At 73.2% G+C, this 25726-nt stretch carries 28 protein-coding genes and 1 pseudogene; 12 read left to right on the top strand and 17 right to left on the bottom strand.

The window, feature by feature from the left end; all coding sequences use genetic code 11:
* Nucleotides 1–124: 124 nt before the first annotated feature.
* Nucleotides 125–1063 carry an LLM class flavin-dependent oxidoreductase gene (locus OZ948_04435; GenBank protein MEB2343965.1) on the bottom strand — a complete coding sequence of 313 codons (939 nt, stop codon included), beginning with the start codon at nt 1061–1063 and terminating at the stop codon, nt 125–127.
* 109 nt (nt 1064–1172) lie between these two features.
* On the opposite strand from OZ948_04435, the gene OZ948_04430 reads away from it, so the two are divergent.
* Both OZ948_04430 and OZ948_04425 read left to right on the top strand, forming a co-directional pair.
* Entirely contained in the window at nt 1173–1403 is a 231-nt protein-coding gene (locus OZ948_04430) for a hypothetical protein (GenBank protein MEB2343964.1), read from the top strand.
* A gap of 119 nt (nt 1404–1522) precedes the next feature.
* Complete coding sequence (locus tag OZ948_04425; protein ID MEB2343963.1) at nt 1523–1960, top strand: CBS domain-containing protein; 438 nt, start codon at nt 1523–1525, stop codon at nt 1958–1960.
* A gap of 9 nt (nt 1961–1969) precedes the next feature.
* Here the strand turns inward: OZ948_04425 and OZ948_04420 are convergent, their stop codons facing one another.
* Nucleotides 1970–3874 carry a chloride channel protein gene (locus tag OZ948_04420; GenBank protein MEB2343962.1) on the bottom strand — a complete coding sequence of 635 codons (1905 nt, stop codon included), beginning with the start codon at nt 3872–3874 and terminating at the stop codon, nt 1970–1972.
* Nucleotides 3871–4320, bottom strand: a complete 450-nt coding sequence (locus OZ948_04415) for a helix-turn-helix domain-containing protein (protein MEB2343961.1) — start codon at nt 4318–4320, stop codon at nt 3871–3873. Before OZ948_04415 ends, OZ948_04420 begins: the two co-directional genes overlap by 4 nt.
* A gap of 89 nt (nt 4321–4409) precedes the next feature.
* Between OZ948_04415 and OZ948_04410 the strand changes: the two genes are divergently transcribed.
* From OZ948_04410 to OZ948_04395, 4 genes are all read left to right on the top strand, one after another.
* Complete coding sequence (locus OZ948_04410; protein MEB2343960.1) at nt 4410–4994, top strand: nuclear transport factor 2 family protein; 585 nt, start codon at nt 4410–4412, stop codon at nt 4992–4994.
* A 130-nt stretch (nt 4995–5124) separates the two neighbouring features.
* On the top strand, nt 5125–5865 hold the full coding sequence (locus tag OZ948_04405; GenBank protein MEB2343959.1) for a hypothetical protein: 741 nt from the start codon (nt 5125–5127) through the stop codon (nt 5863–5865).
* A gap of 524 nt (nt 5866–6389) precedes the next feature.
* Nucleotides 6390–7160 carry an AAA family ATPase gene (locus tag OZ948_04400; protein MEB2343958.1) on the top strand — a complete coding sequence of 257 codons (771 nt, stop codon included), beginning with the start codon at nt 6390–6392 and terminating at the stop codon, nt 7158–7160.
* 2 nt (nt 7161–7162) lie between these two features.
* Nucleotides 7163–8500: a hypothetical protein gene (locus tag OZ948_04395; protein ID MEB2343957.1), complete on the top strand. Its 1338-nt coding sequence runs from the start codon at nt 7163–7165 to the stop codon at nt 8498–8500.
* A gap of 100 nt (nt 8501–8600) precedes the next feature.
* On the opposite strand, the gene OZ948_04390 is transcribed toward OZ948_04395, so the two are convergent.
* The 4 genes from OZ948_04390 to OZ948_04375 all read right to left on the bottom strand — a co-directional run bounded on the left by OZ948_04390 (nt 8601) and on the right by OZ948_04375 (nt 11718).
* Nucleotides 8601–10262, bottom strand: coding sequence for a formate--tetrahydrofolate ligase (locus OZ948_04390; GenBank protein ID MEB2343956.1), 1662 nt, complete (start codon nt 10260–10262; stop codon nt 8601–8603).
* A gap of 21 nt (nt 10263–10283) precedes the next feature.
* The gene (locus OZ948_04385) at nt 10284–10610 is read right to left on the bottom strand and encodes a hypothetical protein (GenBank protein MEB2343955.1); all 327 of its coding nucleotides are present in this window, start codon (nt 10608–10610) and stop codon (nt 10284–10286) included.
* A 151-nt stretch (nt 10611–10761) separates the two neighbouring features.
* Nucleotides 10762–11568, bottom strand: a complete 807-nt coding sequence (locus OZ948_04380) for a sulfite exporter TauE/SafE family protein (protein ID MEB2343954.1) — start codon at nt 11566–11568, stop codon at nt 10762–10764.
* The gene (locus OZ948_04375) at nt 11569–11718 is read right to left on the bottom strand and encodes a hypothetical protein (protein MEB2343953.1); all 150 of its coding nucleotides are present in this window, start codon (nt 11716–11718) and stop codon (nt 11569–11571) included.
* Between the two features lie 518 nt (nt 11719–12236).
* Here OZ948_04375 and OZ948_04370 point away from each other — a divergent pair.
* Both OZ948_04370 and OZ948_04365 read left to right on the top strand, forming a co-directional pair.
* Nucleotides 12237–12638 (top strand): VOC family protein, encoded by a 402-nt coding sequence (locus tag OZ948_04370; protein MEB2343952.1) that lies wholly within the window; start codon nt 12237–12239, stop codon nt 12636–12638.
* Between the two features lie 26 nt (nt 12639–12664).
* Nucleotides 12665–13018, top strand: coding sequence for a DUF2834 domain-containing protein (locus OZ948_04365; protein ID MEB2343951.1), 354 nt, complete (start codon nt 12665–12667; stop codon nt 13016–13018).
* Here the strand turns inward: OZ948_04365 and OZ948_04360 are convergent.
* Complete coding sequence (locus OZ948_04360) at nt 13015–13332, bottom strand: PilZ domain-containing protein (protein MEB2343950.1); 318 nt, start codon at nt 13330–13332, stop codon at nt 13015–13017. The two genes, OZ948_04365 and OZ948_04360, sit on opposite strands and share 4 nt — an antisense overlap.
* Before the next feature lie 99 nt (nt 13333–13431).
* Here OZ948_04360 and OZ948_04355 point away from each other — a divergent pair, with 99 nt between their 5' ends.
* The gene (locus tag OZ948_04355; protein MEB2343949.1) at nt 13432–13833 is read left to right on the top strand and encodes a hypothetical protein; all 402 of its coding nucleotides are present in this window, start codon (nt 13432–13434) and stop codon (nt 13831–13833) included.
* A 5-nt stretch (nt 13834–13838) separates the two neighbouring features.
* Nucleotides 13839–14540 carry a hypothetical protein gene (locus OZ948_04350; protein MEB2343948.1) on the top strand — a complete coding sequence of 234 codons (702 nt, stop codon included), beginning with the start codon at nt 13839–13841 and terminating at the stop codon, nt 14538–14540.
* A gap of 9 nt (nt 14541–14549) precedes the next feature.
* Here the strand turns inward: OZ948_04350 and OZ948_04345 are convergent.
* Nucleotides 14550–14996: pseudogene (locus tag OZ948_04345) on the bottom strand (nitroreductase family deazaflavin-dependent oxidoreductase).
* A 336-nt stretch (nt 14997–15332) separates the two neighbouring features.
* Between OZ948_04345 and OZ948_04340 the strand changes: the two are divergent.
* Entirely contained in the window at nt 15333–17108 is a 1776-nt protein-coding gene (locus tag OZ948_04340) for an EAL domain-containing protein (GenBank protein MEB2343947.1), read from the top strand.
* A gap of 40 nt (nt 17109–17148) precedes the next feature.
* Here OZ948_04340 and OZ948_04335 read toward each other — a convergent pair whose 3' ends face one another.
* Nucleotides 17149–17724, bottom strand: a complete 576-nt coding sequence (locus OZ948_04335) for a hypothetical protein (GenBank protein ID MEB2343946.1) — start codon at nt 17722–17724, stop codon at nt 17149–17151.
* A gap of 53 nt (nt 17725–17777) precedes the next feature.
* Entirely contained in the window at nt 17778–18029 is a 252-nt protein-coding gene (locus tag OZ948_04330) for a GlsB/YeaQ/YmgE family stress response membrane protein (protein MEB2343945.1), read from the bottom strand.
* Between the two features lie 157 nt (nt 18030–18186).
* Here OZ948_04330 and OZ948_04325 point away from each other — a divergent pair, with 157 nt between their 5' ends.
* Nucleotides 18187–20334, top strand: coding sequence for a response regulator (locus tag OZ948_04325; GenBank protein MEB2343944.1), 2148 nt, complete (start codon nt 18187–18189; stop codon nt 20332–20334).
* 19 nt (nt 20335–20353) lie between these two features.
* On the opposite strand, the gene OZ948_04320 is transcribed toward OZ948_04325, so the two are convergent.
* The 6 genes from OZ948_04320 to OZ948_04295 all read right to left on the bottom strand — a co-directional run bounded on the left by OZ948_04320 (nt 20354) and on the right by OZ948_04295 (nt 25676).
* Entirely contained in the window at nt 20354–20596 is a 243-nt protein-coding gene (locus tag OZ948_04320; protein MEB2343943.1) for a hypothetical protein, read from the bottom strand.
* A gap of 166 nt (nt 20597–20762) precedes the next feature.
* A complete protein-coding gene (locus OZ948_04315; protein ID MEB2343942.1) occupies nt 20763–21932 on the bottom strand; it encodes a serine hydrolase in 1170 nt (389 codons plus the stop codon).
* An 83-nt stretch (nt 21933–22015) separates the two neighbouring features.
* Nucleotides 22016–22231 (bottom strand): hypothetical protein, encoded by a 216-nt coding sequence (locus OZ948_04310; GenBank protein MEB2343941.1) that lies wholly within the window; start codon nt 22229–22231, stop codon nt 22016–22018.
* 13 nt (nt 22232–22244) lie between these two features.
* Nucleotides 22245–22748 carry a response regulator gene (locus OZ948_04305; protein ID MEB2343940.1) on the bottom strand — a complete coding sequence of 168 codons (504 nt, stop codon included), beginning with the start codon at nt 22746–22748 and terminating at the stop codon, nt 22245–22247.
* Nucleotides 22749–22869: 121 nt separating this feature from the next.
* Entirely contained in the window at nt 22870–24225 is a 1356-nt protein-coding gene (locus tag OZ948_04300) for a sigma-54 dependent transcriptional regulator (GenBank protein MEB2343939.1), read from the bottom strand.
* Nucleotides 24222–25676, bottom strand: a complete 1455-nt coding sequence (locus tag OZ948_04295; protein MEB2343938.1) for an ATP-binding protein — start codon at nt 25674–25676, stop codon at nt 24222–24224. The genes OZ948_04300 and OZ948_04295 overlap by 4 nt, the downstream gene beginning before the upstream one ends.
* Nucleotides 25677–25726: the final 50 nt, after the last annotated feature.

Raw genomic sequence — 25726 nt, 5'->3', positions numbered from 1 at the left:
GCTGGATGGATCCCGAGCCTAGACCACCACCGAGCGACGTCCATCACGCACGTGATGCAGCGCCCGTGTTGGATCCACGACCATCCGCGCGGTGGACGAGCGCCGGCAGCAGCGGCCGCGGGTGTCAGGCGAAGGCCGGCATCACCTTCTCGGCGAAGAGCCGCGCCGGCACCCGGGTGTCGCGCCCGAAGAACTCGATGACGAAGAGGCTGACACCGAGCCGGCGGTGGCGCTCGATGCGCTCGATCACGCCCTCCGGGTCGCCCCAGATGCCGTGCTCCGCGAGCGCCGCTCCCATGTGGCCGCCGTAGACCTTGGCGGCCTTCTCGAGCGCCGCGCGGGCGGAGGCCTGGTCCTCCGCGAGCACGACGACGCACTGCTGCGACAGCGTGATCTCGTCGAAGTCGCGCTGCAGCTCGTCGCAGCGGCGCCGGAGCGCCTCCACCTTCGGGCCGAGCTGGGCCTGGAAGACCGCCATGTTGTTCCAGATGTCGGCGTGCCGCGCGGCGATGCCCATCAGCACGCGCTCACCCCCACCCCCGATCAGGATCTCGGGCGGGCGCAGCGGCTTGGGCTCGCAGACGGCGTCCTTCACCCGGAAGTGACGCCCTTCGAAGGAGAAGCGCTCCTGCGTCCACAGGCCCTTCAGGATCCGTACGGTCTCGTCGAGCGCGCGCAGGCGCTCGCGCAGGCCCGGGAACGGCGAGCCCGTGCCCTCGAACTCGGGCTGGAACCAGCCCGCGCCGAGCCCGGCGACGACGCGGCCGCCCCCGGCGACGTGGTCGATCGTCGCGATCTGCTTGGCGAGGAGCGCGGGGTTGCGGAAGAAGGGCGGGGTGACGAGCGTGCCGAGCCGGGCCCGCCGGGTGATGGCGGCGACGGCGGCGAGCTCGCTCCAGGCCTCGAAGATCGGGAGCTGGGGCGCCGGCACCCCGTAGAGGTGGTCGCAGACCCAGAGCGAGTCGTAGCCGAGCGCGTCGGCCTCCAGGGCCGTGTCGCGGGCCTCCTGCCAGCTCCTCTTGATCTGCGGCAGGGTGACCCCGAATCGGACCGGCTTCGCCATGGCGCTCCTCCGGCGCCCAGTCTATTCCAGGGCCGCCCGCCGGCGCGACGGGCTCCGGGATCGCCGCGAGCGGGTAGACTGCTCCCGGGACATCGAGGAGGAGAACGCAATGGACCGTCTCGCACCCATCGCGATCGTGCTCGTCGCGCTCGCACTCGCGGCCTGTGGCGAGAACCAGGTCGAACGCGGCCTCTCCCCGCCCAGGGGCGACGAGGTGAGCACGCCCGAATCCGCAGCCGACATGGCGGAGACCGAGAAGGAGCGCCAGCAGGACATCGAGCAGCGGATGCAGGAGCGGCAGATCGAGCGCTTCGACGAAGCCGAGAAGAGCCAGCCCTAGACGGACCGCCAGGCGGGCCGGGCGGGCGGCCGCCTGCGCTCCGCCAGGGGTCGGAATTGCCACCGCCCGGGCCGGCGTGGTACTTCTGGACCGGGGGGCTGCCGGGGAAGGAGGCGACCATGCGCCTCGTCAAGCACGTCCTCGATCGCAAGGGCCGAGACGTCCACTGCGTCGGCCCCGACGCCACCGTCTTCGAGGCGCTCCAGAAGATGGCGGAGCACGACGTCGGCGCCCTCGTCGTCGTCGACCCGCGGGGCACGCTCGTCGGCATCGTGTCCGAGCGCGACTACGCCCGCAAGGTGATCCTGAAGGGACGCGTCTCGAAGGACACGCCGGTCTGCGAGATCATGGCGACGGGTGTGGTCTGCGTGAGCCCGGACCACTCCGAGCAGACCTGCATGGCACTCATGACGAAGCACCGCATCCGCCACATCCCGGTGATCGACGAGGGCCGGCTGGCCGGGATCGTCTCGATCGGGGACGTGGTCTCGACGATCATCGAGGACCAGCAGCTCACCATCGAGCAGCTCGAGCACTACATCAGCGGAAGCCGCTGAGCTGCGTGCTCACCGCCCCACGTCGCGCACCTCGCCCGCGGGTCCGGGCTCCACGGGGGCGGAGCCCGGCGCCGTCCGGCTGCGGCGCGCACCGAAGAGCTGCGAGGCACGCGGGATGAAGGTGCGGACGCGCAGGGTCCGCTCCCTCGTGCGCTCCTCCTCGAGCGCGCGCACGCGGGCGCCGAGCAGGTCGCGCAGCGCGATGACCCCGACCAGACGCGCCGGATCGTCCCGCTCGACGACCGGCATGCGGGTCCGCCCGGTCTCCGCCATCCGGTAGACGACGGTGCGCAGCGGCTCGTCGGGATGGGCGACCACCGGGTTCGCCCGCAGGATGCCGCGCAGGGTCGTCGCGCCCTGTGGGCCCTGGGCCAGGAGCGCCTCCAGGTCGTGACGGGTCACGATCCCGAGCATCCGCCCGTCGTCGCCCGTCACCGGGTAGAGACCCTGGAAGCCCCGCCGGCCGCCGGCGTTCAGCGAGCGACCCAGATCCACGAGCGGCGTGGAGGCCGGCAGCACGGTGACGTTCGTGCGCATCACCTGCCGCGCGAAGAGCCCCTCCAGCGGATCGACGGCGTACTCGCGCGAGAGGTGGTGGCCGCGGCGCGAGAGCTTCTCCGTGAGGATCGAGCGCTTCATCAGCATCACGGTCGAGGTGTAGGCGGTGGTCACCGCGACGAGCAGCGGGAGCAGCGCGGGCAGGTCGTGGGTCAGCTCCAGGGTGAAGACGATGGCGGTGAACGGCACCCGCATCGTGCCGCCCAGGATCGCGCCCATGCTGACGAGCGGCCAGAAGCCTGGTCCCATGTCGGGCAGCACCATGGCCTCCACCCCGCCGAGCGCGGCGCCCATCATGAGGAGCGGAGCCAGGACGCCGCCCGAGGTGCCGGAGCCGAGCGCGATCGTCCAGATCAGGGCCTTCACGACCAGCACGCCGAGGATCACCTCGGTCGCCATGTCGCCGTTCAGGAGATCGCGCAGCGTGTCGTAGCCGACGCCGAGCGCGTGCGGGAAGACGAGGCCGCCGAGCCCCACGAAGAGCCCGCCGATCGCCGGCCACCACATCCAGTGGATCGGGAGCTTCTCGAAGAGGTCCTCGGTCAGGTAGACGCCCTGGGTCAGGAGCGTCGAGAGCCCGCCCGCCAGCAGCCCGACCGGCGCGCAGGCGAGCAGGGTGAGTGCACCGATGTTCGCGGGATGCGCCGCCACCGGGAAGAGCGGCCCGACCCCGAGGATCACGTGGCGCAGCATCGTGGCGCAGATCGCCGACACCGCGACCGGGACCAGCGAGCGCGGGCGCCATTCGAAGAGGAGCAGCTCGACCGCGAGCAGGACCGCGGCGACCGGCGCATCGAAGGTGGCCGCCATGCCGGCCGCTGCGCCGGCCACGAGCAGCGTCTTGCGCTCGACGCTGGTCAGGTGCAGGAACTGGCTGATCATCGAGCCGACCGCGCCGCCGGTCATGATGATCGGCCCCTCGGCTCCGAAGGGGCCGCCCGACCCGATCGCGATCGCGCTCGAGAGCGGCTTCAGGACCGCGACCTTCGGCTCCACCCGGCTGCGGTGGATCAGGATCGCCTCGATCGCCTCGGGGATCCCGTGGCCGCGGATCCGCTCGCTCCCGTAGCGGGCCATGAAGCCGACCAGCAGCCCGCCGAGGGCGGGCACGAGCAGGATCGAGAGGCGGGACGGCGCGTCGGCGGGCGAGACCAGCTCGAAGCCGATGCGGCCGAAGAAGAAGAGATGGGTGAAGAGCCCGATCAGGGCGAGCAGCAGGTAGGCGAGCAACGCGCCGACCAGGCCGACGGGGATCGCCAGGAGCGCCAGGACCAGGATGCGCGGGCTCGCGATGAAGTCGCCGAGCGTCTCGGTGCCCGCGGCGGCGCGGTGCGCCGTCTCGTCGCCGTCGATCACCGCCGCCCCCCCGCGCCGAGGAGCTGCTCGAGCCCTTCGACCAGTGCCCGCGCCTCGGAGCGCAGCTCGGCCAGGTGGGCGAGCGAGAGCTCGTGGAGCGCGAGCTCCCCCTTCCGGGTGAGGCTCACGAGGACCTGGCGCCGGTCCTCGTCGGCGCGCCGGGTCGAGATCAGCCCGCGCTGCTCGGCCCGGCGCAGCAGCTCGTTGGCCGAGTGGTGGCGGAGCTGCAGCCGCTCCGCCAGCACGCCGATCGTGGCCAGCCGGTCGTCGGGCAGCCCCTTGATCGCCAGCAGGAGCTGGTGCTGCTGCGGCTCGAGCCCGGCCTCGCGCGCCGCGGCCTCGCTGAAGTGGAGGAAGCGCCGGATCCGGTAGCGTAGCTCCGCGAGGGCGCGGTACTCGGCCCGGCTCGGGTCGGATCGGGAACGCGGGGCGGCCGCCGGACGCATGACGATGGATCGTAGCACGATCATATCGTGGCGCGACCCTTTCGGAGCGCCGCGCCGCCGCCTGCTCTCGCACCCAGGAGGAGTTCCCGATGACTCGGATCCGGACCGGCACGCGAGGGTGGCTCGTCGCGTGGGGCCTGCTCGCGCTCGCCAGCGCGAGCTGCGCCGGCGCGCGCGCGGGCCGATCCACCGACGCCGCGGCCGAGATCGCGCGCCTGCCCGTCGCCTTCGCGTGGGCCGTGGACGGCAAGGACATCGACGCGCTGATGGCGCTCCTGAGCGAGGACGTGGTCTACGACCTCTCCGCCTACGGCTTCCCGCCGACGATCGGCCAGGCCGCGGTGCGCCAGCTCTTCCTCACGGGCGTCTTCCCCTTCGTACGCTGCTCGACGATGGTGCTCGCGAACTTCCGCGTCGAGGTCGCGGGCGAGCACGCCACCGGCGCCGACTACTTCGTCCACTTCGGCTACGACCCCCGCGGCGCGCCGCCCGGCACCCGCAGCCACACCGAGGGACGGCACTTCTACGAGTTCGTGCGCGAGGGCAACGCCTGGCGCATCGCTCGCATCCGCGGGGAGCCCCGCTTCGAGCGCCGCGAGCCCTACCGCCCGGCCGAGCTGCGGGCCTGCGGCACCGGCGCGCGGACCGGATCGACCACCACCCCCGAGGGGTGACGCCGGAGAGGAATCGGCCCGAAACCCCGGGCCGGAATCGACCCGGTACCCTCTTTCGGATTTCTCTGGCCCGGCGGCGGCGCGCGCGGGGTGTGTCCTTCGCCGGGGCCTCCCCTGCGGAGAAATTCCGATGCGTCCGCGCTTCGTCTTTCCCTTTGCCTACTCGCTTCCCCAGCACGATTCCTCGCGCCGCGTGCGTCCCTTCCAGATCCGCGACGGCGCTGCGACCTTCGAGATGCTCGCGCTGCTCGCCCGCCTCGGCTGGCACTACGGCGGACTCCTGCTCAACCACTCGCCGCCTCCGAGGAGCCGTCCGGGCGGCCTCCTCGAGGTTCCGGTGCCGGCCGGTCCCGGCGATCGCATCCTCACCGCGACCCGGCCGCCCCTCGACGAGTGCGGGCGCAAGCAGGTGAACCGTGGCCAGACCGACCTCGAGAAGCGGATCCTCGAGGCGTGGCGCGGCTGCTTCACGATCCTGAGCCGCGTAGAGGCCATCCTGCACCCGACGTTCCACGGCGAGCTCGCCCGCGGCTTCGAGGACCGCAAGCACATCTTCTTCTACGCACGCGAGGGATCGCGCTACAACGAGCTCGGTGCGGCCCGCTACCGCAGCTCGAATCGCACCGCCGCATTCCTGCTGCACCTCGACGAGCTCGGACCGGGCGAGCCCGGCTACATCGGGATCTTCGCGATGGACGGCACCACGACGCTGATCTGGGCGTACCTGCTCCGCACGCGCTTCCCCGAGCTCGCCGAGAAGCCCGGCTTCGTGATGGCCGAGCTCGAGATGGGCGTGATCCCGACGCGGACGCCGGATCTCGGCTTCGCGCAGAGCTGGGACGCCACGGTCATCCTCCAGCACACGAGCTGAGAAGCCAACCCGCTGGGCGCGCAGCGAGCGCGGCCGTGGAGCCGCCTGGGCTCCGCTCCACGCGCGGGCCCTGTAGATCCCCTGGACGAGGGCCTAGAATCCCAGGGTCGCCGGAGGCGTGGCGCGCAGCGCAGCGGGTACGCGACCGGGACGGGAGCTTTGGGGGAAGCCGGAATGAAGCCGCTTCGGTGCTCCGAGTGCGGGACCGAGATCCCGAACAGCGCCTGGGCCTGCCCCCATTGCGAGCACCCGGTGACGGAAGACCCCGCCGCGCAGGGGATCTCGCCAAAGGGCATGTGGTTGCTCCTGCTGCTCTTCGTGGCCTTCCCGGTCCTCCTCTTCCTCCTACACATCTTCGTACCGGGCCTCTGAGGTCGCCGGGATGGGGCTGCCGGCGTGCGAGCGCCGGGGCCGTGCCGCTCCGCCCCCGAGCCGACGGCCCGAAACGTGCGCTCGGGCCATCGCCCCATCCGCCTCGCCGTCTGCGACCGTTCCCCTCGCCTGCGAACGAGGAGGACGATCCGATGGCCACGGCGAAGACCGACAAGAGCGAGGCGAAGAACAAGGGCAAGAACGATGCGCGGGGCACACGTTCGACCTGGGACCTGGTTCGGCGCGCGATCGCCTGCGAGTGCGTGCGGCACGTCTACCTGCACGGACCGCCCGGCATCGGCAAGACCCACTTCGCGATCCACGAAGGACACCGTGGCGCCGAGCCCGTCTACGTGGTGACGCTCACCCAGGAGATGCCCGCGAGCGAGCTGCGCGGCCACTGGACGCCGCGAGGAAGCGAGCTCGTGTGGATGGACGGCCCTGTCGTCCGCGCCATGCGCGAAGGCGGGCTGCTCGTGCTGAACGAGCTGCTCCACGCAAGCGACGATGCGCTCTCCTTCCTGCACCCGGTACTCGAACGCCCGGAGACCGCATCCATCACGCTCCCGACGAGCGAGACCGTCGGGCCTGCACCCGGGTTTCGCGTGATCGTGACCGACAACCAACCCCCGACGGAGCTCCCGCCGGCCTTGCGCGATCGCTTCGATGTCAGCTTCGAGATCGACGAGCCACACCCCTCCGCCCTCGCTGCGCTCTCCCCCCTGCTGCGCGAGGCGGCGCGGCGCGCGGTTGCCCTCGACGAGGAGCGCCGGGTCAGCGTGCGCCCCTTCCTGGTCCTCGACGTCCTGCGACACGCGCTCGGCCTCGAGGACGCGTGCATGGCGGTGTTCGGCCGCCAGCGGGGGACGCAGATCCACGATGCCCTCCTGCTTGCGATGGCGCAGCAGAAGCTCGATCTGTGACGATGACCCGATCCGCCGATCCCCTGCTCTTCCTCCCGTATCCGGAGCTCGTCGAGGATGCACCTCCGGCGCATCCCTACCGGATCCGCGATTCCTCCCACGAGCCCGGTCTGGGCACGGACGGGGCCGTCGACCGCGCCGGGCGCCGCATGTGGGTCCCCCTGCGCGAGGACGGCCGGCCCGTCCGGCGCCACGAGCTCGGACACGCCCGCTTCTCACCGCTCGTGCTGCCGCAGGTCTCGTTCGAGATCGGCGTCCTCGCCGCCGTCGAGGATGCGCGCGTGAACCTCGGGATCGAGCGCGCGGGCCTGCCGCAGGAGCTCGACTTCGAGTCGGAAGCAAGGGTGATCCTGCTCGCTGCGGGCGACGCCAAGCGCGGAGACGCCTTCGCGCTCTTCCAGCGTGCCGTGGCGTCGATCGGGACGAGCGTGGAGCCGGCGATGGCTCACGTGCTCCGGCGCGACGACACGCCGTTCGGCGAAGCGATCCGCGGCTGGGTCGCACGCGTCGATCGCACCCTTCGCAGGGCGGCCGAGCGCCGGAGACTCGTGGCGGCACCCTTCGCAACCGGCCTCGCGCTCGCACGTTCGCTCGCGGAGGAGCTGCGCGCGGAGGGCATCCTCGACGCGGAGGGCAAGGCCCGGACGCGCTCGGTGGTCCGCTGCTGCGTCTCCGTCGGCGAACGAGACGGCAAGGCCTGGGGCCTGCGCACGCGCCCGAGCGCGGACCCCGACGGCGGCCCCGCCGTCGGTCCCGGGCGGCTCGTGGTCCGGACGATGCCCCTTCCGGTGACGCTGCGCGCACGCAGCGGCGGGCGGGTCTGGCGCGCCGCGAGTGAGGGCAGCGTCGTCCGCTACGTGCACCGCTGGGCCACGGATCGCGCGATCTTCCGGGGCCACAGGCGTGAGCACGGCGTCACGGTGCTCGTGGACGTCAGCGGCAGCATGTCGATCTCGGCCGGGGATCTCGATCGCTTCCTCGCTGCTGCACCTACTCGCACTCGGATTGCACTCTATGCGGGCGCTGACGACACCGGCGAGCTGCGCATCGTCGCCGAGAACGGACAGCGAGCCGCCATCGAGAACCTCGGTGGCTTCGGGAGCGGCAACGTCGTGGACCTGCCCGCGCTCGAGTGGCTCGCTCGCCAGCGCGCTCCGCGGATCTGGGTGAGCGACGGCGGCGTCACGGGAGTCGGAGATCGCCCTTCGGCCGAACTGGCCGCACGCTGCCGCGCGCTGCGCCGGCGCGCACGGATCCGCCGCGTCACGACCCTCGAGGAGGCCTGCGAGGCAGTCGCAGGCGGCGCTCGACGCGCACCGGGTCTCCGCGTGAGCCGCTGAGGGTCATCAGCAGCCGCACCCCCACGAGACACCGCGCGGCTCCGAGCGCCCGCACGATCGTCGCGCCGGCGGGGAACGGTAGGTGGCGGCAGACCCGCCGCTAGTGCACCCCGACGATCGAGCCATCGCGCAGGTCGATCGCCTCTGCGAGGGGCCGGCGCGGCAGGCCCGGCATCCGCAGGATGTCGCCGGTCAGCACGACCAGGAAGCCGGCGCCCGCGTTGATCTGGATCGCGCGCACGGTGACGTCGAAGTCCGCGGGGCGGCCGCGCCGGGCGGGGTCGTCGGAGAGCGAGGCCTGGGTCTTGGCGACGCACACGGGCAGGGACTCGTAGCCGAGCCGGCGGATCTCGCGCAGGTCGCGCTCCGCCTCGCGCGTGAAGACCACCCCGTTCGCCCCATACATCTTGCGTGCGACGGCCAGCACGTTGTCCGGGAGCGGCTCCTCGAGCCGGTAGAGAGGCTCGAAGGGCGTTCCGTGTGCGGCGGCGTGCTCGCGCACGACGCGCGCCAGCGCCTCGGCGCCCTCCCCGCCACGCACGAAGTGGTCGGTGGCCGCGAAGGGGACGCCGAGCCGCTCGCAGCGCTCGGCGACGACCGCGACCTCCTCGTCGGCATCGCCGCCGAAGCGGTTCAAGGCCACGATCGGCTGCTCGCCGAAGTGGCGGATGTTCTCGACGTGCTTGTCGAGGTTCGGCAGCCCGCGCCGGACGGCCGCCGCGTCGCTCGTCGAGAGATCGCGCAGCGCCACCCCGCCATGGAGCTTGAGCGCGCGCACGGTCGCCACCAGCACGACCGCGGCGGTGTCGAGACCGGCGGATCGGCACTTGATGTCGAAGAACTTCTCGGCGCCGAGGTCGAAGCCGAAGCCGGCCTCGGTGACGGCCCAGTCGGCGAGCTGCAGCGCCAGGCGTGTCGCCACCACCGAGTTGCAGCCGTGGGCGATGTTCGCGAACGGACCGCCGTGTACGAGCGCCGGCACACCCTCCTGCGTCTGGACGAGATTCGGCCAGAGGGCATCGTGGAGGAGCACCAGCATCGATCCGGCTGCTCCGAGCTTCGCGGCCGTCACCGGCTCGCCGTCGTAGGTGAAGGCCACGAGCAGGCGCTCGAGCCGCGCGCGCAGGTCGGCCTCGCCCTCCGCCAGGCACAGCGCCGCCATCACTTCCGATGCCGCCGTGATGTCGTAGCCGGTCTCGCGGGGAACGCCCTGGGTCGCGCCGCCGAGGCCCACGATCACGTTGCGCAGCGCGCGGTCGTTGCAGTCGACGACGCGCCGCCACAGCACGCGGCGCGGATCGATGCGCAGGGCGTTGCCCCAGTACACGTGGTTGTCGAGCAGCGCGGCGAGCAGGTTGTGCGCCGCCGTGATCGCGTGGAAGTCGCCCGTGAAGTGGAGATTGATGCGCTCGCTCGGCACGAGCTGGCTGCACCCGCCACCCGTGCCCCCACCCTTCATGCCGAAGACGGGGCCGAGCGAGGGCTCGCGGAGCGCCAGGCACACCGACTCGCCGAGCCGCGCCAGGCCGTTCGCGAGGCCGATGCTGGTCGTCGTCTTGCCCTCGCCGGCGGGTGTCGGCGTGATCGCCGAGACCAGCACCAGGCGCCCCGCGCCCGGCCGCCGGCGCGGCCCGCCCAGGAGCGCCGGATCGACCTTCGCCGCATCCCAGCCGAACGGCCGCCACTCCGCGGGCGCGAGGCCGAGTCCTGCAGCGAGCTCGGCGAGCGGCCGCGGTCCGGTGCGCTGGCGATCGGTCGGCACGAGTGGGCTCCTCACGCTCCGCTAGCGGGCGACGGTCAGGGCCTCCCACTTCTTCGAGCGGGGCATCGGCCCCGTCTCGGGCGTCGTCACCTTCTGGTGGTTGTGGCTCGCGGGGTTGTTGCACACGCCGAGGCTCTCGGCGAGCACGGTCTTGCCATCCACCGTGACACGGCGCCTGCCACCCCAGAACTGACACGTGGCGCATCGCTCCTTGGTGTCGGCATCGACGGCAAAGCCCTCGCTCGAGCCACCGCCCGGGTGCGGGGAGGCTGCGAGCGCGCTCGTCGCGCCCATGCCGAGGCTGCATGCGACCAGACCGAGGAAGGCTCGCCGGGTCTCGCGCTGCATGGGAACACCTCCATCGGGCCCCTCGCGCGTGTAGGCCCATCCGACACGACTAGCAGGAGCAGAGTCGACACGGCAAGGCGTACTCGAGGAGCAGGCTCTCGACGTCGGCTGGGCGACCGTACTCGCCGGTCCGCTGCCGGCCTGCAGAGCGTCACCACAACCGCAGTAGCAGCCTCACTCCCACGAGGCACAGCGCGGCGCCGAGCGCACGCACGATCGCCGCGCCGCCGAGGCGCGACGAGGCTGCGGCACCGACCGGGGCGCCCATCATGACGCCGACGGCGAGCGAGAGGGTGTCGTCGAGGCGACCGCTGAGGCTGCCGGTCGCGAGGTGCACGCCGGTCGCGAGCAGCGCCGTGCACGCGAGCACGAAGTGGGAGGTGGCGGTGGCGACGTGGGCGGGATAGCCGAGCACGCGGACCAGGAACGGGACGTGCACGATGCCGCCGCCCAGGCCGAGGAGGCTCGCGACCGCGGCCACGTAGGCGCTCCCGATCGCACCGAGCCGTGCGACGTGCGGATCGGCGCGCAGGTCGGGGGCCGCGCCCTCGACGGCGCGGCGGCGCTCGGCGCCAAGCGGCCGGCGCAGGATCTCGGCCCCCGCGCCCAGCAGCAGGACGCCGAAGAGCGCCTCGAAGGCGCCGCGGGGAACCTCGTGCACGAGCAGCACGCCGAGTACGGCGCCGGGGACGCCGGCGAGCGCGAAGAGCACCGCGGCGTAGTAGTCGACCCGACCCATCCGGATGTAGGCCAGGGTGCCGCTGTACGCGTTGAAGAAGACCACGGCGAGCGAGGTGCTCGCCAGCGCCGCGGGCGAGGCGTCGGGCCGCAGCAGGATCAGCGCCGGCACCAGCAGGAACCCGCCGCCCGCGCCCACGAGCGTGCCGAGCGCGCCCACCGCGAAGCCGAGCGCGGTGAGCAGCAGGAAGCCCGAGGCGTCGAGGCTCTCGGGGCCCACTCAGATCTCGTAGTCGGGCAGCGGCGGGTGCGGCGGGCGGCGGGGCGGGCGGCGCGGCCACAGGCGGGGGAGCACGATCGCCACGGCCCAGCCCCAGGCGCCGGGTACGACGATCGCCGCCACCACCAGCGCGAGCGCGCGCCCCGTCACGGCAGGATCTCGTGGATCACGCCCGCGAGGGCCGGCGCCGGCTCGAGCTGCTCTCGACCCGCGCTCCCCCGGGCCCCGAGTCCTCGGCGCGTCCGGGCGCGTACGGGCAGGCGCCTGCGGGTCCGGATCGCGGTGTCGCGGATCCGGTGCTCCCTAGCCGTTGCGGCTCTTGATCGCCCCGACGATCGCCCACACCACCGCGCCGGTGACCACCACGACCACGATCCCGACTTCCAGGAACCTCGCCAGGCTCTCCACGCCATCCCCCGATCTACGACCCGTGGATGCATTCCGGTCCCTGCATCCGAGCCGTCGTTCTGGTGATCGAAACGCGGCCAGCCTACCGAATTCCCTGGCGAAGTTCAGCCGTCGCACGACACCGGACGACTACCTGCACATCGCGCGCGAGGTGCTCGGGACCGGCGCCAGGAAGGGCGCCACGCAGCCGGCCCTTGAAGGCGGAGAAGCAGATGTGCGACAAGGAGACGGGAGTTCCCCGATTGCAAGGAGATCGCTCCATGCAGCCTCGCCTCAGTCTCGTGACCCTGGGCGTCGAGGACCTGGCCCGAGCGACGCGCTTCTACGAGGAGGTGCTCGATCTTCCGAAGCTTCCCTCGCCGCCCTCGATTGCGTTCTTCGAGCTCGGCCGGACGTGGCTCTCGCTCTACCCACGCGAGGCGCTCGCCGAGGACGCGACGGTGCCGGCGGCAGGGTCCGGCTTCCGGGGCTTCACGCTCGCCCACAACGTCGCCTCGCCCGAGGAGGTCGACCGCCTCCTGGGCGCGATCGCCGAGCGCGGCGGGCGGATCGTGAAGCCCGCGCGGCGCGCGGACTGGGGCGGCTACTCGGGCTACTTCGCCGATCCCGACGGGTTCCTCTGGGAGGTGGCCTGGAACCCGCACTTCCCCCATCTCGACTGACGGAGTCGAAGGACGGAGGCACCGCCGTGCCGCGCTCCCCCCGGCAATGGCTCTACGCGGCGCTCGCCGTCGCCGGCTTCCTCGGAACGCTGGTCTTCAACCTGCGCTTCGCCCGCGAAGCCGGCGGCTTCGACGTCCTCGCGTTCCTGGCCGGTGGCTTTGCGAACCCGGCCGCGTCGTCGCTCGCGACGGATCTGCTGGTCGCCCTCGTGGCGTTCCTGGTCTGGTCCCGGGTCGAAGCGCGGCGGCTCGGAATGCGCCGCTGGTGGCCCTACCTGGCGCTGACCTTCCTGGTCGCGTTCGCCGTGGCCTACCCGCTCTTCCTGCTGGCACGCGACCGGAGGCTCGAGGCGCTCGGTGCGGAGGGCCGGCCTTCCTAACCGGCGCGACGGCTCGGCACCAGCGCCGCGACGTCGTCGACGAGGCGGCGGATCTCGGGGTCGAAGAGGTCGTAGCTGACGGCGAAGCCGGACTCGGTGTGGCGTGCGACCTGGCCGGAGAGCTCGAAGGGCGACACCGGCGCGACGAAGACGTAGAGCGTGACGCGCGCTCCGATCGGCGGGCGCGTGCTCGCGTCGTCGAGACGCGCACCGGCGTAGGAGATCTCGGCGAGCTCGCCGGCCCCCTGCAGCGAGTCGGCGGCGATCAGCGCGTCGAAGCGGGTGCGGAAGCGCGGGCTGCGACGTTGCTCCATGGCGCCCTCCGTCCGATCGGAGGGCCTTTCGACCCGCCGGGGGGGAGGCTTGAGCGGGCGCCGCAGCAACGGCCTTGGAATCCGGGCTAGGATGCGCGCGTGTCGGCCGCCCGCTCGCTGAGCCTGTTCTTCGCCGCCGGCGTGGTCGGCGCGCTCGCCAACAGCGTTGCGGTCTGGCTCCTCGGCGAGCTCGGCGTGCCGCGTGCGCTCGGAGTGGCGCTCGCGCCCGACTGGTCGGCGGGCTGGCTGTATCCGCGCCTCGTGTGGGGAGGGCTCTGGGGGCTGCTCTTCGCGCTGCCGATCCAGGCCGCGCTGCTCCCGCGCGGGCTCCTGGTCTCGCTCGCACCGACCCTGTTCCAGCTCTTCGTGGTCTTCCCGGCCTGGGCGGGCCAGGGCGTGGCGGGCCTCGAGCTGGGCCTGCTCACCCCCGCCTTCGTGCTGCTCTACAACGCGATCTGGGGCGTCACCGCCTCCTGGTGGCTGCAGGGGACGCAGGGCTAGCGACGATGCCGGATCCCGTCGACGCGATCGTCTTCTACGTGGTGTTCCTGCTCTCGACGACGCTGCACGAGGCGGCCCATGCCTGGGCCGCGATGCGCGGCGGCGACCTCACGGCCTACGCCGGCGGGCAGGTCTCGCTCGATCCGCGCCCGCACATCCGGCGCGAGCCCTTCGGCATGGTGGTGCTGCCCCTGCTCTCGGTCGCGATGACGGGCTGGCCCTTCGGCTTCGCGAGCGCGCCCTACGACCCGCACTGGGCCGCGCGCCATCCGCGCCGCGCCGCCTGGATGTCGCTCGCCGGGCCCGGCGCGAACCTGCTCCTCGTGGTGCTCGCGATGACGGCGCTCCGGATCGGGATCGAGGCGGGCGTCTTCGGCGCGCCGGCGTCGGTGCGCTTCGGGCACGTCGCCGAGGCCGCTGCCCACGGGATCTGGCCGGCGCTCGCCTTCCTGCTCGGCGTGTTCTTCTCGATGAACCTGGTGCTCGGCGCGCTGAACCTGCTCCCGCTGCCGCCGCTCGACGGCAGCGGCGCCGTACCGCTCGTGCTCCCGGAGCGCGCGGCACTCCGCTACCAGCAGCTCCTCTGGAGCCAGCCGATGCTCGGCTGGATCGGGATCCTGGTGGCCTGGCGGCTCTTCGACGGGATCTTCCCGCCGATCTTCCTGTTCTTCGTGAATCTCCTGCACCCGGGCACGCGCTACGGGTGACCGTCGACGCGGCTCCAGGACCACGACCGGGATGTCGCGCTCGGTGCGTTCCTGGTAGTCGTCGTAGTCGCGGTACATCGCGACGAGCCGCGGCCACAGGGCGGCCTTCTCCGCAGCATCGGCGGTGCGCGCGCGCATCGCTCGTCGCGCCGCGCCGATCTCGACCTCGCACTCGGGGTGCGCCACGAGGTTCCCGTACCAGAGCGGCGAGTTCGCCATCCCGCCCTTCGACGCGACGAGCACCACCCGCTCGCCGTCGGCGAGGTAGAGCAGCGGTGCCACGCGCGGTGCGCCGCTCCGGCGCCCGCGCGTGGTGAGCAGCAGCACCGGCGCGCCGTGCCGGAAGCGGCCGCCGATGCGCCCGCCGCTCGCGCGGTAGACCCAGACGTTGACCGTGGACAGGAGGCGGATCACGACGTTGGCGACCCGCTCCTGGCGGGGCGTCCAGGCCGGCAGCCTCCGGCGCCCTCTGGTGGGCAGCGCGCTCACGGGCTCGGGCATCTCGACCTGCGCCCCTCTCGCAGTGCCGTGCCGGAGACCCGGACCGCGAAGACCGGGATCGAACGACGCATGCGGGTCGCCGGAGACAGGATCGTAGTCGAACTCCACCCGCGACGGATCCGCCCGCCGAGGGAGGCCCGGCAGCCGTCCGGCCTGGCGGGGGGGACACACCCCTCTTCCGAGCGGATCCGCCCGGGGATCCGGTTCAGGCGCACCGCCCCCGGAGCCGATAGGAAGCCGGGCCTGCGCGCACGGTGCCGGCAGCCAGCGACCGAGGAGTCCCCCCGAACCATGGGTGCTGTCGAAGAGGCGCGCGCCGGCGAGCCGTCGGCCCACCGGATCCTGCTGGTCAGCGGGCGGGACGCGGACGCCGAGCTGATCCGGGTGCTGCTCGAGTCGAGCGCGGCCGACCCGCCCTTCCGCTTCGCGCACGCCCACACGCTGTCGCAGGCCCTCGAGGTGCTCGAGCGCAACGAGGTCGACGTCCTCCTGATGGACGTCGGCCCCGGCGACGCGCGCGAGATGGCGGCGGTCAGCCAGGCACGCGTGCGGGCGCCGCTGGTGCCGGTGGTGGTGGCGGTGGACTCCGACGACGAGGCGCTGGCGCTGCGCGCCGTCGAGGTAGGCGCGCGCGGCTACATGGTGAAGTCTGCCGTCACGCCGGGCCTGCTCGTCTGGAGCCTGCACCACGCGATGCGCAACCAGCGCATGTTCGTCGAGCTCAACATCGCCCGCGAACGCGCCCGCCAGCTCGCTACCTACGATCAGCTCACCGGCTTCGCGAACCGCGCGCTGTTCCAGGACCGGCTCGAGCAGGCGGTGGCCGCGGCCCGGCGCAACCGCCAGCGGCTGGCGGTGCTGTTCGTGGACCTCGACGACTTCAAGCGCATCAACGACACGCTCGGCCACCTGGCCGGTGATGCGCTGCTACGCCTTTCGGCGCAGCGCATCGGGAGCTGCTTGCGCAAGAGCGACACCGGTGCGCGCCTGGGCGGCGACGAGTTCGCGATCCTGGTCACGAACCTCGGCGAGGAGGAGGACGCCCTGCGGATCGCCGAGAAGGTGCGCGCGCTCCTGCGCGAGCCGCTGGCGGTCAAGAGCGGCCAGCAGTACGAGACGTCGGCGAGCATCGGGGTCGCCACGTTTCCGCGCGACGCCGGCAGCGCCGAGGAGCTGCTGAAGCGCGCCGACTCCGCGATGTACCAGGCCAAGGCGGAGGGCCGGGACCGGGTGTCGTGCTGGCAGGAGGGCACGCGCAGCTCCGAGGGCGCCGAGCGTATCTCGCGCGAGAGCCGCCTGCGCGAGGCGCTCGAGGGCGGCGAGCTGGTCCTGCACTACCAGCCGGTGGTGGACGTCGGGCGCGGGCGCGTGGTCGGCGCCGAGGCGCTGCTGCGCTGGCGCCACCCGGAGCTCGGCCTCGTGCTGCCGGGCGAATTCCTCTCGATCGCCGAGAACACCCAGCTGATCGTGCCGATCGGCGAGTGGGTGCTGCGCGAGGCCTGCGCCCAGGCCGCCCGCTGGCAGGCCCTCGGCTACCCGGGCTTCCGCATCGCGGTCAACGTCTCGCCCCAGCAGTTCCAGCCCGCCGAGTTCGTGGCAACCGTGCGCCAGGCCCTGCTCGACACCGGCTTGCGCTCGGATTGCCTCGAGCTCGAGCTGACCGAGCGCAGCCTGCTCCACGACGGGGAACGGACGCTCGCGCAGTTCGCGATGCTGAAGGGCCTGGGCGTGCGCATGGCGATCGACGACTTCGGCACCGGCTACTCGGCCCTCGCCTACCTGAAGCAGCTTCCGGTCGACACGCTCAAGATCGACCAGTCCTTCGTACGCGCGCTCGCCACCGATCCCGCCGATGCCACGATCACCTCGACGATCGTGCAGATGGCGCACGCGCTCAATCTCGCAACCGTCGGCGAGGGGGTCGAGAACATCGAGCAGATGCAGCTCCTGGCCTCCTACGGCTGCAGCCGGATGCAGGGCTACCTGTTCAGCGAGGGCGTGGAGCCGGAGCGGATCAGCCGCCTGCTCGAGGCGAAGCCGTTCTGGTGGATGCGCGAGGGGCGGTAGCTCGGAGGGCAGCCGCCCGCGTGCACCGCACGCCTGCGCCCTACTTCCAGGCGACCTCGTAGCTCGCGCGGCCGCGCGAATCGGCGCTCTCCAGCCGCACCGAGCCCTCGACGTCGAGCAGGGTGAAGGCAGCGTCGAAGGCGGCTTCCATGCCCGCGAGGTAGGGCCGGCTCGCGGCGATGCAGGCCGGGAGCCCGTCGAGCTCGAGCCGGCCGCGGCTCTCGCCCTCGGGCACGAAGCGGATCGTCCCGCAGTCGCGATAGAGCTGGCCCCACACCTTGGCGCTCCAGCCGAAGAGGCGGGCGGGGTCGCGGCCGAGCAGGCGCAGGGCGCCGTTCATGAACGACGAGAGGATCGGCGCATCGAAGGTGAGGAGCAGGTTCTCGCGCTCGATCTCGCGACCGCGCGCCTCGCCGGCCTCCGCGAAGAGCGCCTCGGTCACCTCGACGTCGAGCTCGACCGGTACGAAGGAGATGGGGCCCGCCGCCGCGAGCGCGTCCCGTGTGGCCTCGCCGATGCGGGCGCGCACGCGCTCGCCCAGGCACAGATCACTACGATCGACGCCATCGAGCACGGACCTCACGAAGCTCGCGAGGATGCGCGGTCGCCGCTCCATGCCCCTTCATCGGTACGCCGGCGAAGGGGCTGAACCGGCCGGCCCGGGAATCTCTAGCGCGCGCGCAGCTTGCGATGGACGAAGAGCAGCAGCATCGCCCCGAGCACCGCGATCACGAGGCTCCCGATGCCGAAGCCGGTGAAGGTCCCGAGGCCGATCAGCCGCGCGATCCAGCCGCCCACGAGGGCCCCGGCGATCCCGAGCAGGATCGTGACGACGAGGCCGCCGGGGTCGTCCCCCGGCATCAGCCACTTGGCGAGCACGCCCACCAGCAGTCCGATCAGGATCCACGTGAGGATTCCCATGACTCGACCTCCTGCACTGCCGGGATCTTCCCATGCTCCGCCTGCGCCTGTCACGCCCGCTCGCAGCGCAGCCCCGCACCGTCCGCCGGCAGGCCAGCGGCAGTGAGGGCGCAACCCCCCAGAAGCCCTCAAGCTGCGGCCCCGACCGTGCGATCAGGTGCCCCGGACCGCCGTGATGTCGCCCACCATCCTGTGCGCCGATCCCGACCGGAACCTCTGCCAGGTCCTGGCGCGTGCGCTGGGGGCAGATGGGATCCGGGTGCACGCTGCCCACGACGGGGCGGCGGCCCTGCGCGTGGTCGCCGAGTCGCGGCCGCAGCTCGTCGTGATCGACCTGGGCCTGCCGGGTCGCGACGGGCTCGCCGTGCTCGGCGCGATCCGCGCGCGGCAGGACGCGTGCGCGGGCATGCCGGCGATCTTCCTCACCGCCGCGGCGCCGAGCGCGCCGCAGGTCGAGCGCGCACGCAAGCTCGGTGCGAGCGCGATCCTGATGAAGCCCGTGGCGCTCGACAACCTGACGGGCCGGATCGGCAAGCTGCTGCCGCGCGCGAACGCCGAACCCGCGGCAGCACCGCGCGGCCGCGCCGTACGCACCGCCCCGCTGCGGGGCGCGCTCGAGGCGCTGCCCTTCCCGGCGCTGCTCCACGAGGTGCACGGACTGCGGGCATCGGGGGTCCTGCGCTTCGAGGACGGCCCGCGGCGCAAGGACATCGAGCTGGTCGACGGCCGCGCCGCGTCGGTGCGCTCCAACCTGCCGGGCGAGCGGCTCGGGGAGTGGCTGCTGCGCAGCGGCCGGATCGACCGCACGGTCTTCCAGGAGTCGATCCGCCGCATGCACCGCGGCGAGGGCCTCCAGGGCGAGGTGCTGCGCGCGATGCAGGCGCTCACCGAGGAGGAGCTGGCCGACGCGCTCCAGCAGCACGCCGACGAGAAGCTCTTCGAGATCTTCGCCTGGCGCCGCGGCCGTTACGAGCTGACGCTGGGCGCACGCCTCGAGCGCGCCAGCACGCTCGCCGTGCGGCGCAGCCCTGCCGACGTGATCCGGGTGGGGGTCGCAACGCGCTTCCCGATCGAGCGGATCGACGCCGTGCTGCGCTCGCACGCCGATCACTTCGCGTTCGCGAGCTCGAACCCCTTCTATTCGTTCCAGGAGATCGAGCTCGACGACGCCGACGTGAAGCTGCTGGTCGAGGGCGAGCGCGGGATCGCCCTGCGCTCGCTGCTGGTGCGGCCGATCGAGGTGCGCCGGAGCGCGTACGCGCTGCTCGAGACCGCCCTCCTCGAGCTGCGCGACGGTGCGTCGGTCCGCAGCCGCGGGCCCGCCGCTCGGGTGCGCCTGCACGGACAGCCCCCCAGGGCCGGCGCAGGCGCCGCGCCGCCGGCTGCGCAGCAAGGCGCCCGCGCGGCGGCCGCGAGCCCCGCCGCCGATCCCGCGCCCGCGCAGGCGCCTGCCCCGAGGCCGACCCCGCGAGCAACGGCCACGGCAGCCACCGCGAGGACCGCCGCCGCCGGCGAGCCCGCCGAGCACGCCCACTACGCCGCCGACCACGAGCAGCGCGCCGCGCTCGCCGCCCTCCTGGTACGGCTGCGATCGCCGAGCCCCTTCGAGAAGCTGGGGCTGCGTCCCGATGCCACGGCGCTCGAGATCCGCACCGCCTACACGGAACTCGCCAAGCGCGCCCACCCCGATCGCTTCGCCGCCGCCAGCGAGGTCGTCCGCGACCTCGCCGAGGAGGCCTTCCGGGAGATCACGCGCGCCTACCAGGCGCTCTCGGACCCGAGCGATCTCGCCGCCTACCGTGCGGACCCGATCCGCGACGCCCGAAACGCCAAGGCGCAGGAGGAGGCGCAGCGCGCGCTCGCGGCCGAGCAGGAGTTCCAGCGCGGCGAGGCGCGCCTGCGCGCCTACGACTGGGCCGGTGCGCTCGCGCACTTCGAGCGCGCCTGCGAGCTCTACCCGGACGAGGGCGAGTACCTGGCCTTCTACGGCTGGTCCTACTACCTGACCCACGGCCACGACGAGCAGGTCTTCCGCAAGGCCTTCGAGCTGGTGAGGCGGGGCGCAAAGCTCGCCCCCGAGCGCGACAAGCCCTACCTCTTCCTCGGGCGGCTGTGCCAGGCGGCGGGGCGCCTCGAGATGGCCGAGAAGATGTTCACGAAAGCGGTCGAGCGCCGCCCCGACTCGACCGAGGCACTGCGCGAGCTGCGCCTGCTCGCGATGCGCAAGCCGAAGCAGGGGATCGTCGGCCGGATCCTGCGCCGGCCCGGCGACGGCCGGAAGAAGTCCGGGCACCGCGCGAGCTGAGGCGCGGGCAGGCGCCGTGTCACTCCTTCGTCTTCAAGCGGGGCTCGTTCTCGCGGATGAAGGCGCGGATGTCGTCGGCCATGTCGAGCAGCCTGGCCCACTGCTCCTTGTAGAGCGTCACCGGGAAGCGGCCGAGGCCGTACACGGAGACGCCCCCCTTCTCGCTCACCTTGAGCGAGACGCTGCGCTGGCCGCGGCTCTTGAGGGCCGCGTTCTCGGCGCGCAGCCGCTCGAGCTCCACCTTCAGGTCTTCGTCGGACATCGACCTCTCCTCCGGGGTGCCACCCGGACGTAGCGCGAGGACCGGGCCGAGCGCCACTGCCAGGAGGCCGGCGAGGACCGGGCGCGCGCACGCCCTGCGCGTGGCGGGCGCCGCGCGCGCCGACGACCGGCGCGAACGCCGGGATCCGCCGGGCGGCTGGCGCCGGTCAGAGGCTCGCGAACACCGCCTCCATCAGCGCGGTCGCACGCGGGCCGATCAGGAACAGGCCCGCCTCCATCCGGTTCATGGCGTAGCCGAAGGCGACGCGCGCCTCGGGATGGGCGAAGCCGAGCGACCCGCCCGCGCCCGCGTGTCCGAAGCCACCCGGGGCCGTGCCGATCGGCTCCGCCTCGGTACCGAGCTGGAAGCCGAGCCCGTAGCGGGTCGGCAGCAGCGGGATCACGAGGTCCGGCCCGCTGCGCTGCTCCGCGCGCGCGCGCTCGATCTGCCCGGGCGAGAGCACCCGCACGCCGCCGGCGGCGCCGCCGTTGGCGAGTGCGGTGTAGACGCGCGCGATCCCGCGCGCGCTGCCGTGTCCGTTCGCAGCCGGAATCTCCGCACCGCGCCACGCGCGCCCGTTGAAGGTGTCGGCCGAGATCGGCGGGTTCAGGAACGCCTTCAGCGCGTAGGGCTTCGCGCTGGCCAGGATCCTCCCGATCAGGTCCTCCCCGCCGCCGTCGGGGGCGAGCGTGCTCGGGATCAGCTCGGCGATCCGCGCGTCGTACGTGGCAGGGGTGCCGATGAAGAGGTCGGCCCCGAGCGGGCCGGCGATCTCGTCGCGGAAGTAGGCGCCGACGCTCCGGCCGCTCACGCGGCGCACGACCTCGCCGACGAGCCAGCCGAAGGTCATCGCGTGGTAGCCGTGCGCCGTGCCCGGCTCCCACCAGGGTGTCTGCGCCGCGAGCGCGGCGCACATCGTGTCCCACTCGAAGAGCGCGGCCGGCTGCAGCGGCGCGTCCACCGCCACCAGGCCTGCGCTGTGATCGAGCAGCCAGCGCACCGGGAGCGTCCCCTTGTCGGCCTGCGCGAACTCCGGCCAGTAGTGCGCCACCGGCGCGTCGAGGTCGAGCTTGCCCTGGTCGGCGAGCCGGTGCGCACAGAGCGCCGTCATGCCCTTCGTGGTCGAGAAGAGGTTCACGAGCGTGTCGGCGCCCCAGGGACGGGTGCGTGCGGTGTCCGCGTGGCCCGCCCAGAGGTCCACCACCGTGCGGCCCTCGAGCGTGACCGCCAGCGACGCGCCGACCTCGGCAGGCTCCTCGAGCTGTGCGGTGAAGACCTCGCGCACGCGCGCGAAGCGCTCGTCGCAGGTGCCGTGGATCGGGACGCTGGGGGGCATGGCGGCCTCCGGAGGCGGGCGCGGGCGACGCTACTCCAGCGGCGGACCCGCACGCCACGCGCCGGCGCGAGCGCCGGTCCCCGTCAGGCGTGCGACCGGCCGGAGCGGGCTTCGCCCCGGCGCGCCGGGACCGGGGCGGGCTGCCGATCCCGGCGCCAGGCGTGTCGCGCGGGGAGCGCTCCGAGCTCGGCGCCCGCGACGAGGACCTCCGCCAGCCGCTCCTCCCAGAGGTAGAGGCCGGGCGCCGAGAGCCGGTAGCCCGCCCCGAGGCGGTCCGGGTGCGCACCGCGGATCGTCACCGGACGCTTGCTCTCAGAGCGCATCGCCGTCGCGCGAGGAGGGTGCGGGCCGGGTGCGGTGGCGCAGGGCGGCACGGACCGCGTAGCGGAACTCGGTCAGGTCGAAGGGCTTGTCGAGCACGCAGCTCGCGCCGAGCTCGCTCGCGCGCGCATGGGTCTCGGCGTCGCCGAAGCCGGTGATCAGGACGATCGGCAGGCGCTCGCCCGCCAGCGACAGCCCTTCGACGAGATCGAAGCCCGAGATCCGCGGCAGGCGGATGTCGGAGACGAGCAGCGCCGGCCGGCGCGCCGGCTCGCCCGCGAGTGCGCCGATGCCGAGCCATTCGAGCGCGTCGTCGCCGTCGGCCGCCTCGATCACGATGTACCCGTCGCGGCGCAGCGTCCGCGCGAGCATCTCGCGCATCTCGTGGTCGTCCTCGACGAGCAGGATCGTCGCGCCGCCCGCCACCGGGACGAGCTGCTTGCGTTCCTCCTCGAGCAAGCGCTGGCGAAGCGCCCAGTCACGTCTCGTGAGCATCGTGGCCTCCCTTCGCGCAGAGGGCCACTGCACGCCGCGTGCCGCTGTGCGGCCTCCTCCGCGCCGGGCGGCCCGTCCTCACCGTGGAGAAACGCCCCGCGTGGCGTTTCTCCACGGGCGGTCAGGCGCCGGGCTCGGGGTCGAGCTTGCGGTAGAGCGTCTTGCGGTCGACGCCGAGGATGCGCGCGGCAAGCGTCTTGTTGCCCGCGGTCGCCTCGAGGACGCGTGCGACGTAGCGGCGCTCGATCACCTCGAGCGGGACGAGCGTCGCGGGATCGTCGCCCGCGAGCAGCAGGTCGCTCCGGCGATGCGCGCGGATCCGCTCCGGCAGGTCCTCCGCGAGGACGTGGTCGTGGTCCGCAAGCGCGACGGCGCGCTCGATCGCGTTCTCGAGCTCGCGCACGTTGCCCGGCCAGTGGTAGTCGGCGAGCTTCTCGGCGGCGCCCCGCGAGATGCCGAGCACGGGGCGGCCGCTGCGCTCCGCGAGCCGGCGCGCGAAGTGCTGCGCGAGCAGCAGGATGTCACCGCCGCGCGCGCGCAGCGGCGGCACCTCGACCGGGAGCACGTCGAGGCGGAAGAAGAGGTCGCCCCGGAAGCGCCCCTCCTCGACGGCCGACTCGAGGTCCCGGTTGGTGGCGGCGACCAGCCGCGCGTCGAAGGCGATCTCCTCGGAGGCGCCGACCGGGCGCACGCGGCGCTCCTGCAGCGCGCGCAGCAGCTTCGGCTGGAGGGCGGGCGAGAGCTCGCCGATCTCGTCGAGGAAGAGCGTGCCGCCGCGGGCCTGTACGAACAGGCCGGCGCGGGCCTCGCGGGCGTCCGTGAAGGCGCCCTTCGCGTGGCCGAAGAGCTCGCTCTCGAGCAGCGCCTCCGGCAGGGCGGCGCAGTTCACCGCCACGAAGGGCGCCGCCGCCCGCGGCCCGAGCCGGTGGATCGCACGCGCGACGAGCTCCTTGCCGGTCCCCGTCTCCCCCTGCACCAGGACGGCTCCGTCCGCCGCCGCGACGCGCTGCACGAGCTGCCGGAGCCGCCGCATCACGGCGCTCTCGCCGATCAGCTCGCCGGCGTCGTCCGGCCCCCGGGCGTCGCGCAGGCGCTTCACCTCCTCGAGCAGGTGCCGGTGGCGCAGGGCGCGTTCGAGCCGGAACGCGAGCTCCTCCACCTCGAGCGGCTTCGGCAGGAAGTCGTGCGCGCCGGCGCGGATCGCCGCGATCGCCGCTTCGAGGTTCCCGAAGCCGGTGATCACCACCACCGGTACGTCGGGCCGGTTCGCTTGCAGCCACTCGCACAGCTCGATGCCGCTCGGGCCGCGCATGCGCAGGTCGGTCACGACGGCGTCGTAGGTGCCGGCGCCGAGCGCCGCGATGGCGGCGTCCGTACCGTCGCAGGCGGCCACCTCGAAGTCGCGCCGCGCGAGGCGGGCGCACAGGAGGTCGCGCATCTCGAGCTCGTCGTCCACGATCAGGACGCGGCGGCTCATGCGTCCTCCGCCGGCAGGAGCAGCGTGAAGCGGCTCCCGCGCCCCGGCTCGCTGGCCACCTCGACCCGCCCGCCGTGCTCCTCGACGATCCCGAGCACGACCGAGAGCCCGAGGCCGGTTCCCTCGCCGGCCGGCTTGGTCGTGAAGAAGGGGTCGAAGATCGTGGGCATCTGCTCCGCGGAGATGCCGGTGCCCTCGTCGGCGACCTCGATCGCCGCGTAGCGCGTGGCGGCGCGGGCCGAGCCGTCCGCCGCGTCGCACCTGCGCGCGAAGACCCGTACCGCGACCTCGGAGCCGCGAGGCGAGGCCTGCACCGCGTTCACGATCAGGTTCGTCAGCGCCTGCTGGATCTGGTCGGCGTCGGCGCGCACCGTGAGCTGCTCGTCCGCGGGAAGGCCGATGAGCCGGACCCCGTGCCTGCCGGCAAACGAGGACAGGAGGCCGATCGCGTCGCGCGCGAGCCGGCCGACCTCCGTCGCCTTGCGCTCGCCCGTGCGGAGACGCGCGAAGTCGAGGAGCTGGCGCACGATCTGCGCCATCCGCTCGGCCTGCTCGCGGATCACCCGCGCCGAGTGGAGGACGTCCTCGGGGCCCTCGGTCTCGCCCGTCGCCATCATCTGCGCGCGGCCCGAGACCACGTTGAGCGGCGTCCCGAGCTCGTGCGCGATGCCGGCGGCGAGCTTGCCGACGGTGGTCAGCCGGTCGGCGTGCCGGAGCTGCTCGAGCGCTTCGATGCGAGCGTCGGACTCGGCGGCGAGCCGGCGCCCGGACTCGGCGAGCATCTCGGCGGTGCGGTCGAGCGCGCCCGCGAGCGCGGCGAGCTCGCCGTGTCCCGGGATCCGGAGCGGTCCCGTGAAGTCCCCCGCGCCGATGCGCTGGGCCTTCGCGATGAGCTGCTCGACGGGCCGGCCCACGACCCGCTGGCCCACCCACCAGGCGACGATCCCGCACAGCAGCACCATGATCGCGGCCGTCGCGAGCTTGGGCGGGATGCGCTCCGCCACGTGCGTCTCCTCGAAGCGCAGCGGCTCCGAGACCTCGAGCGCGGCCGGGCGCCCGCCGGGCGCGTCGATCCGCATGTAGGTGAACAGCCGCGGCTCGCCGCCCCGCAGGCTCCGGACCTGCACAGGACGATCGGAAGCGCCGAACCGCGAGGCGGCGATCGCGACCTCCGGGGCGTCCGGCGCGCCGGGAGGAGCGTCGAGGAACACGAGCCGGCCCTCGACGCCGGCGGTGAGCTCGTCCCAGCGCTCGGCCAGCCGGGAGGCCGCCTGCTCGCCGCTCTCCTGCCACACCTCTCCCACCGCGATCGCCAGCTCGCGCGCGAGCAGACCGGTGTCGCGCCGGGTGTCGGCGTCGAGCAGCGCGAGATCGGCGCGCAGGTTGAGCGCGGTGTCGAGCGCGAAGACGAGGCCGATCGGCACCAGGAGGTAGAGCGTGAGGCGGGGCACGAGCCGCATGCTCTCGACGCTAGCCCGCGAAGCCCCTGGCGTCGGGCGCC

Source organism: Deltaproteobacteria bacterium (genome assembly GCA_035063765.1).
GTDB lineage: Bacteria > Myxococcota_A > UBA9160 > UBA9160 > PR03 > CAADGG01.
The sequence above is the reverse complement of the archived record's forward strand: the minus strand, read 5'-3'. Positions and strand labels throughout refer to the sequence as shown.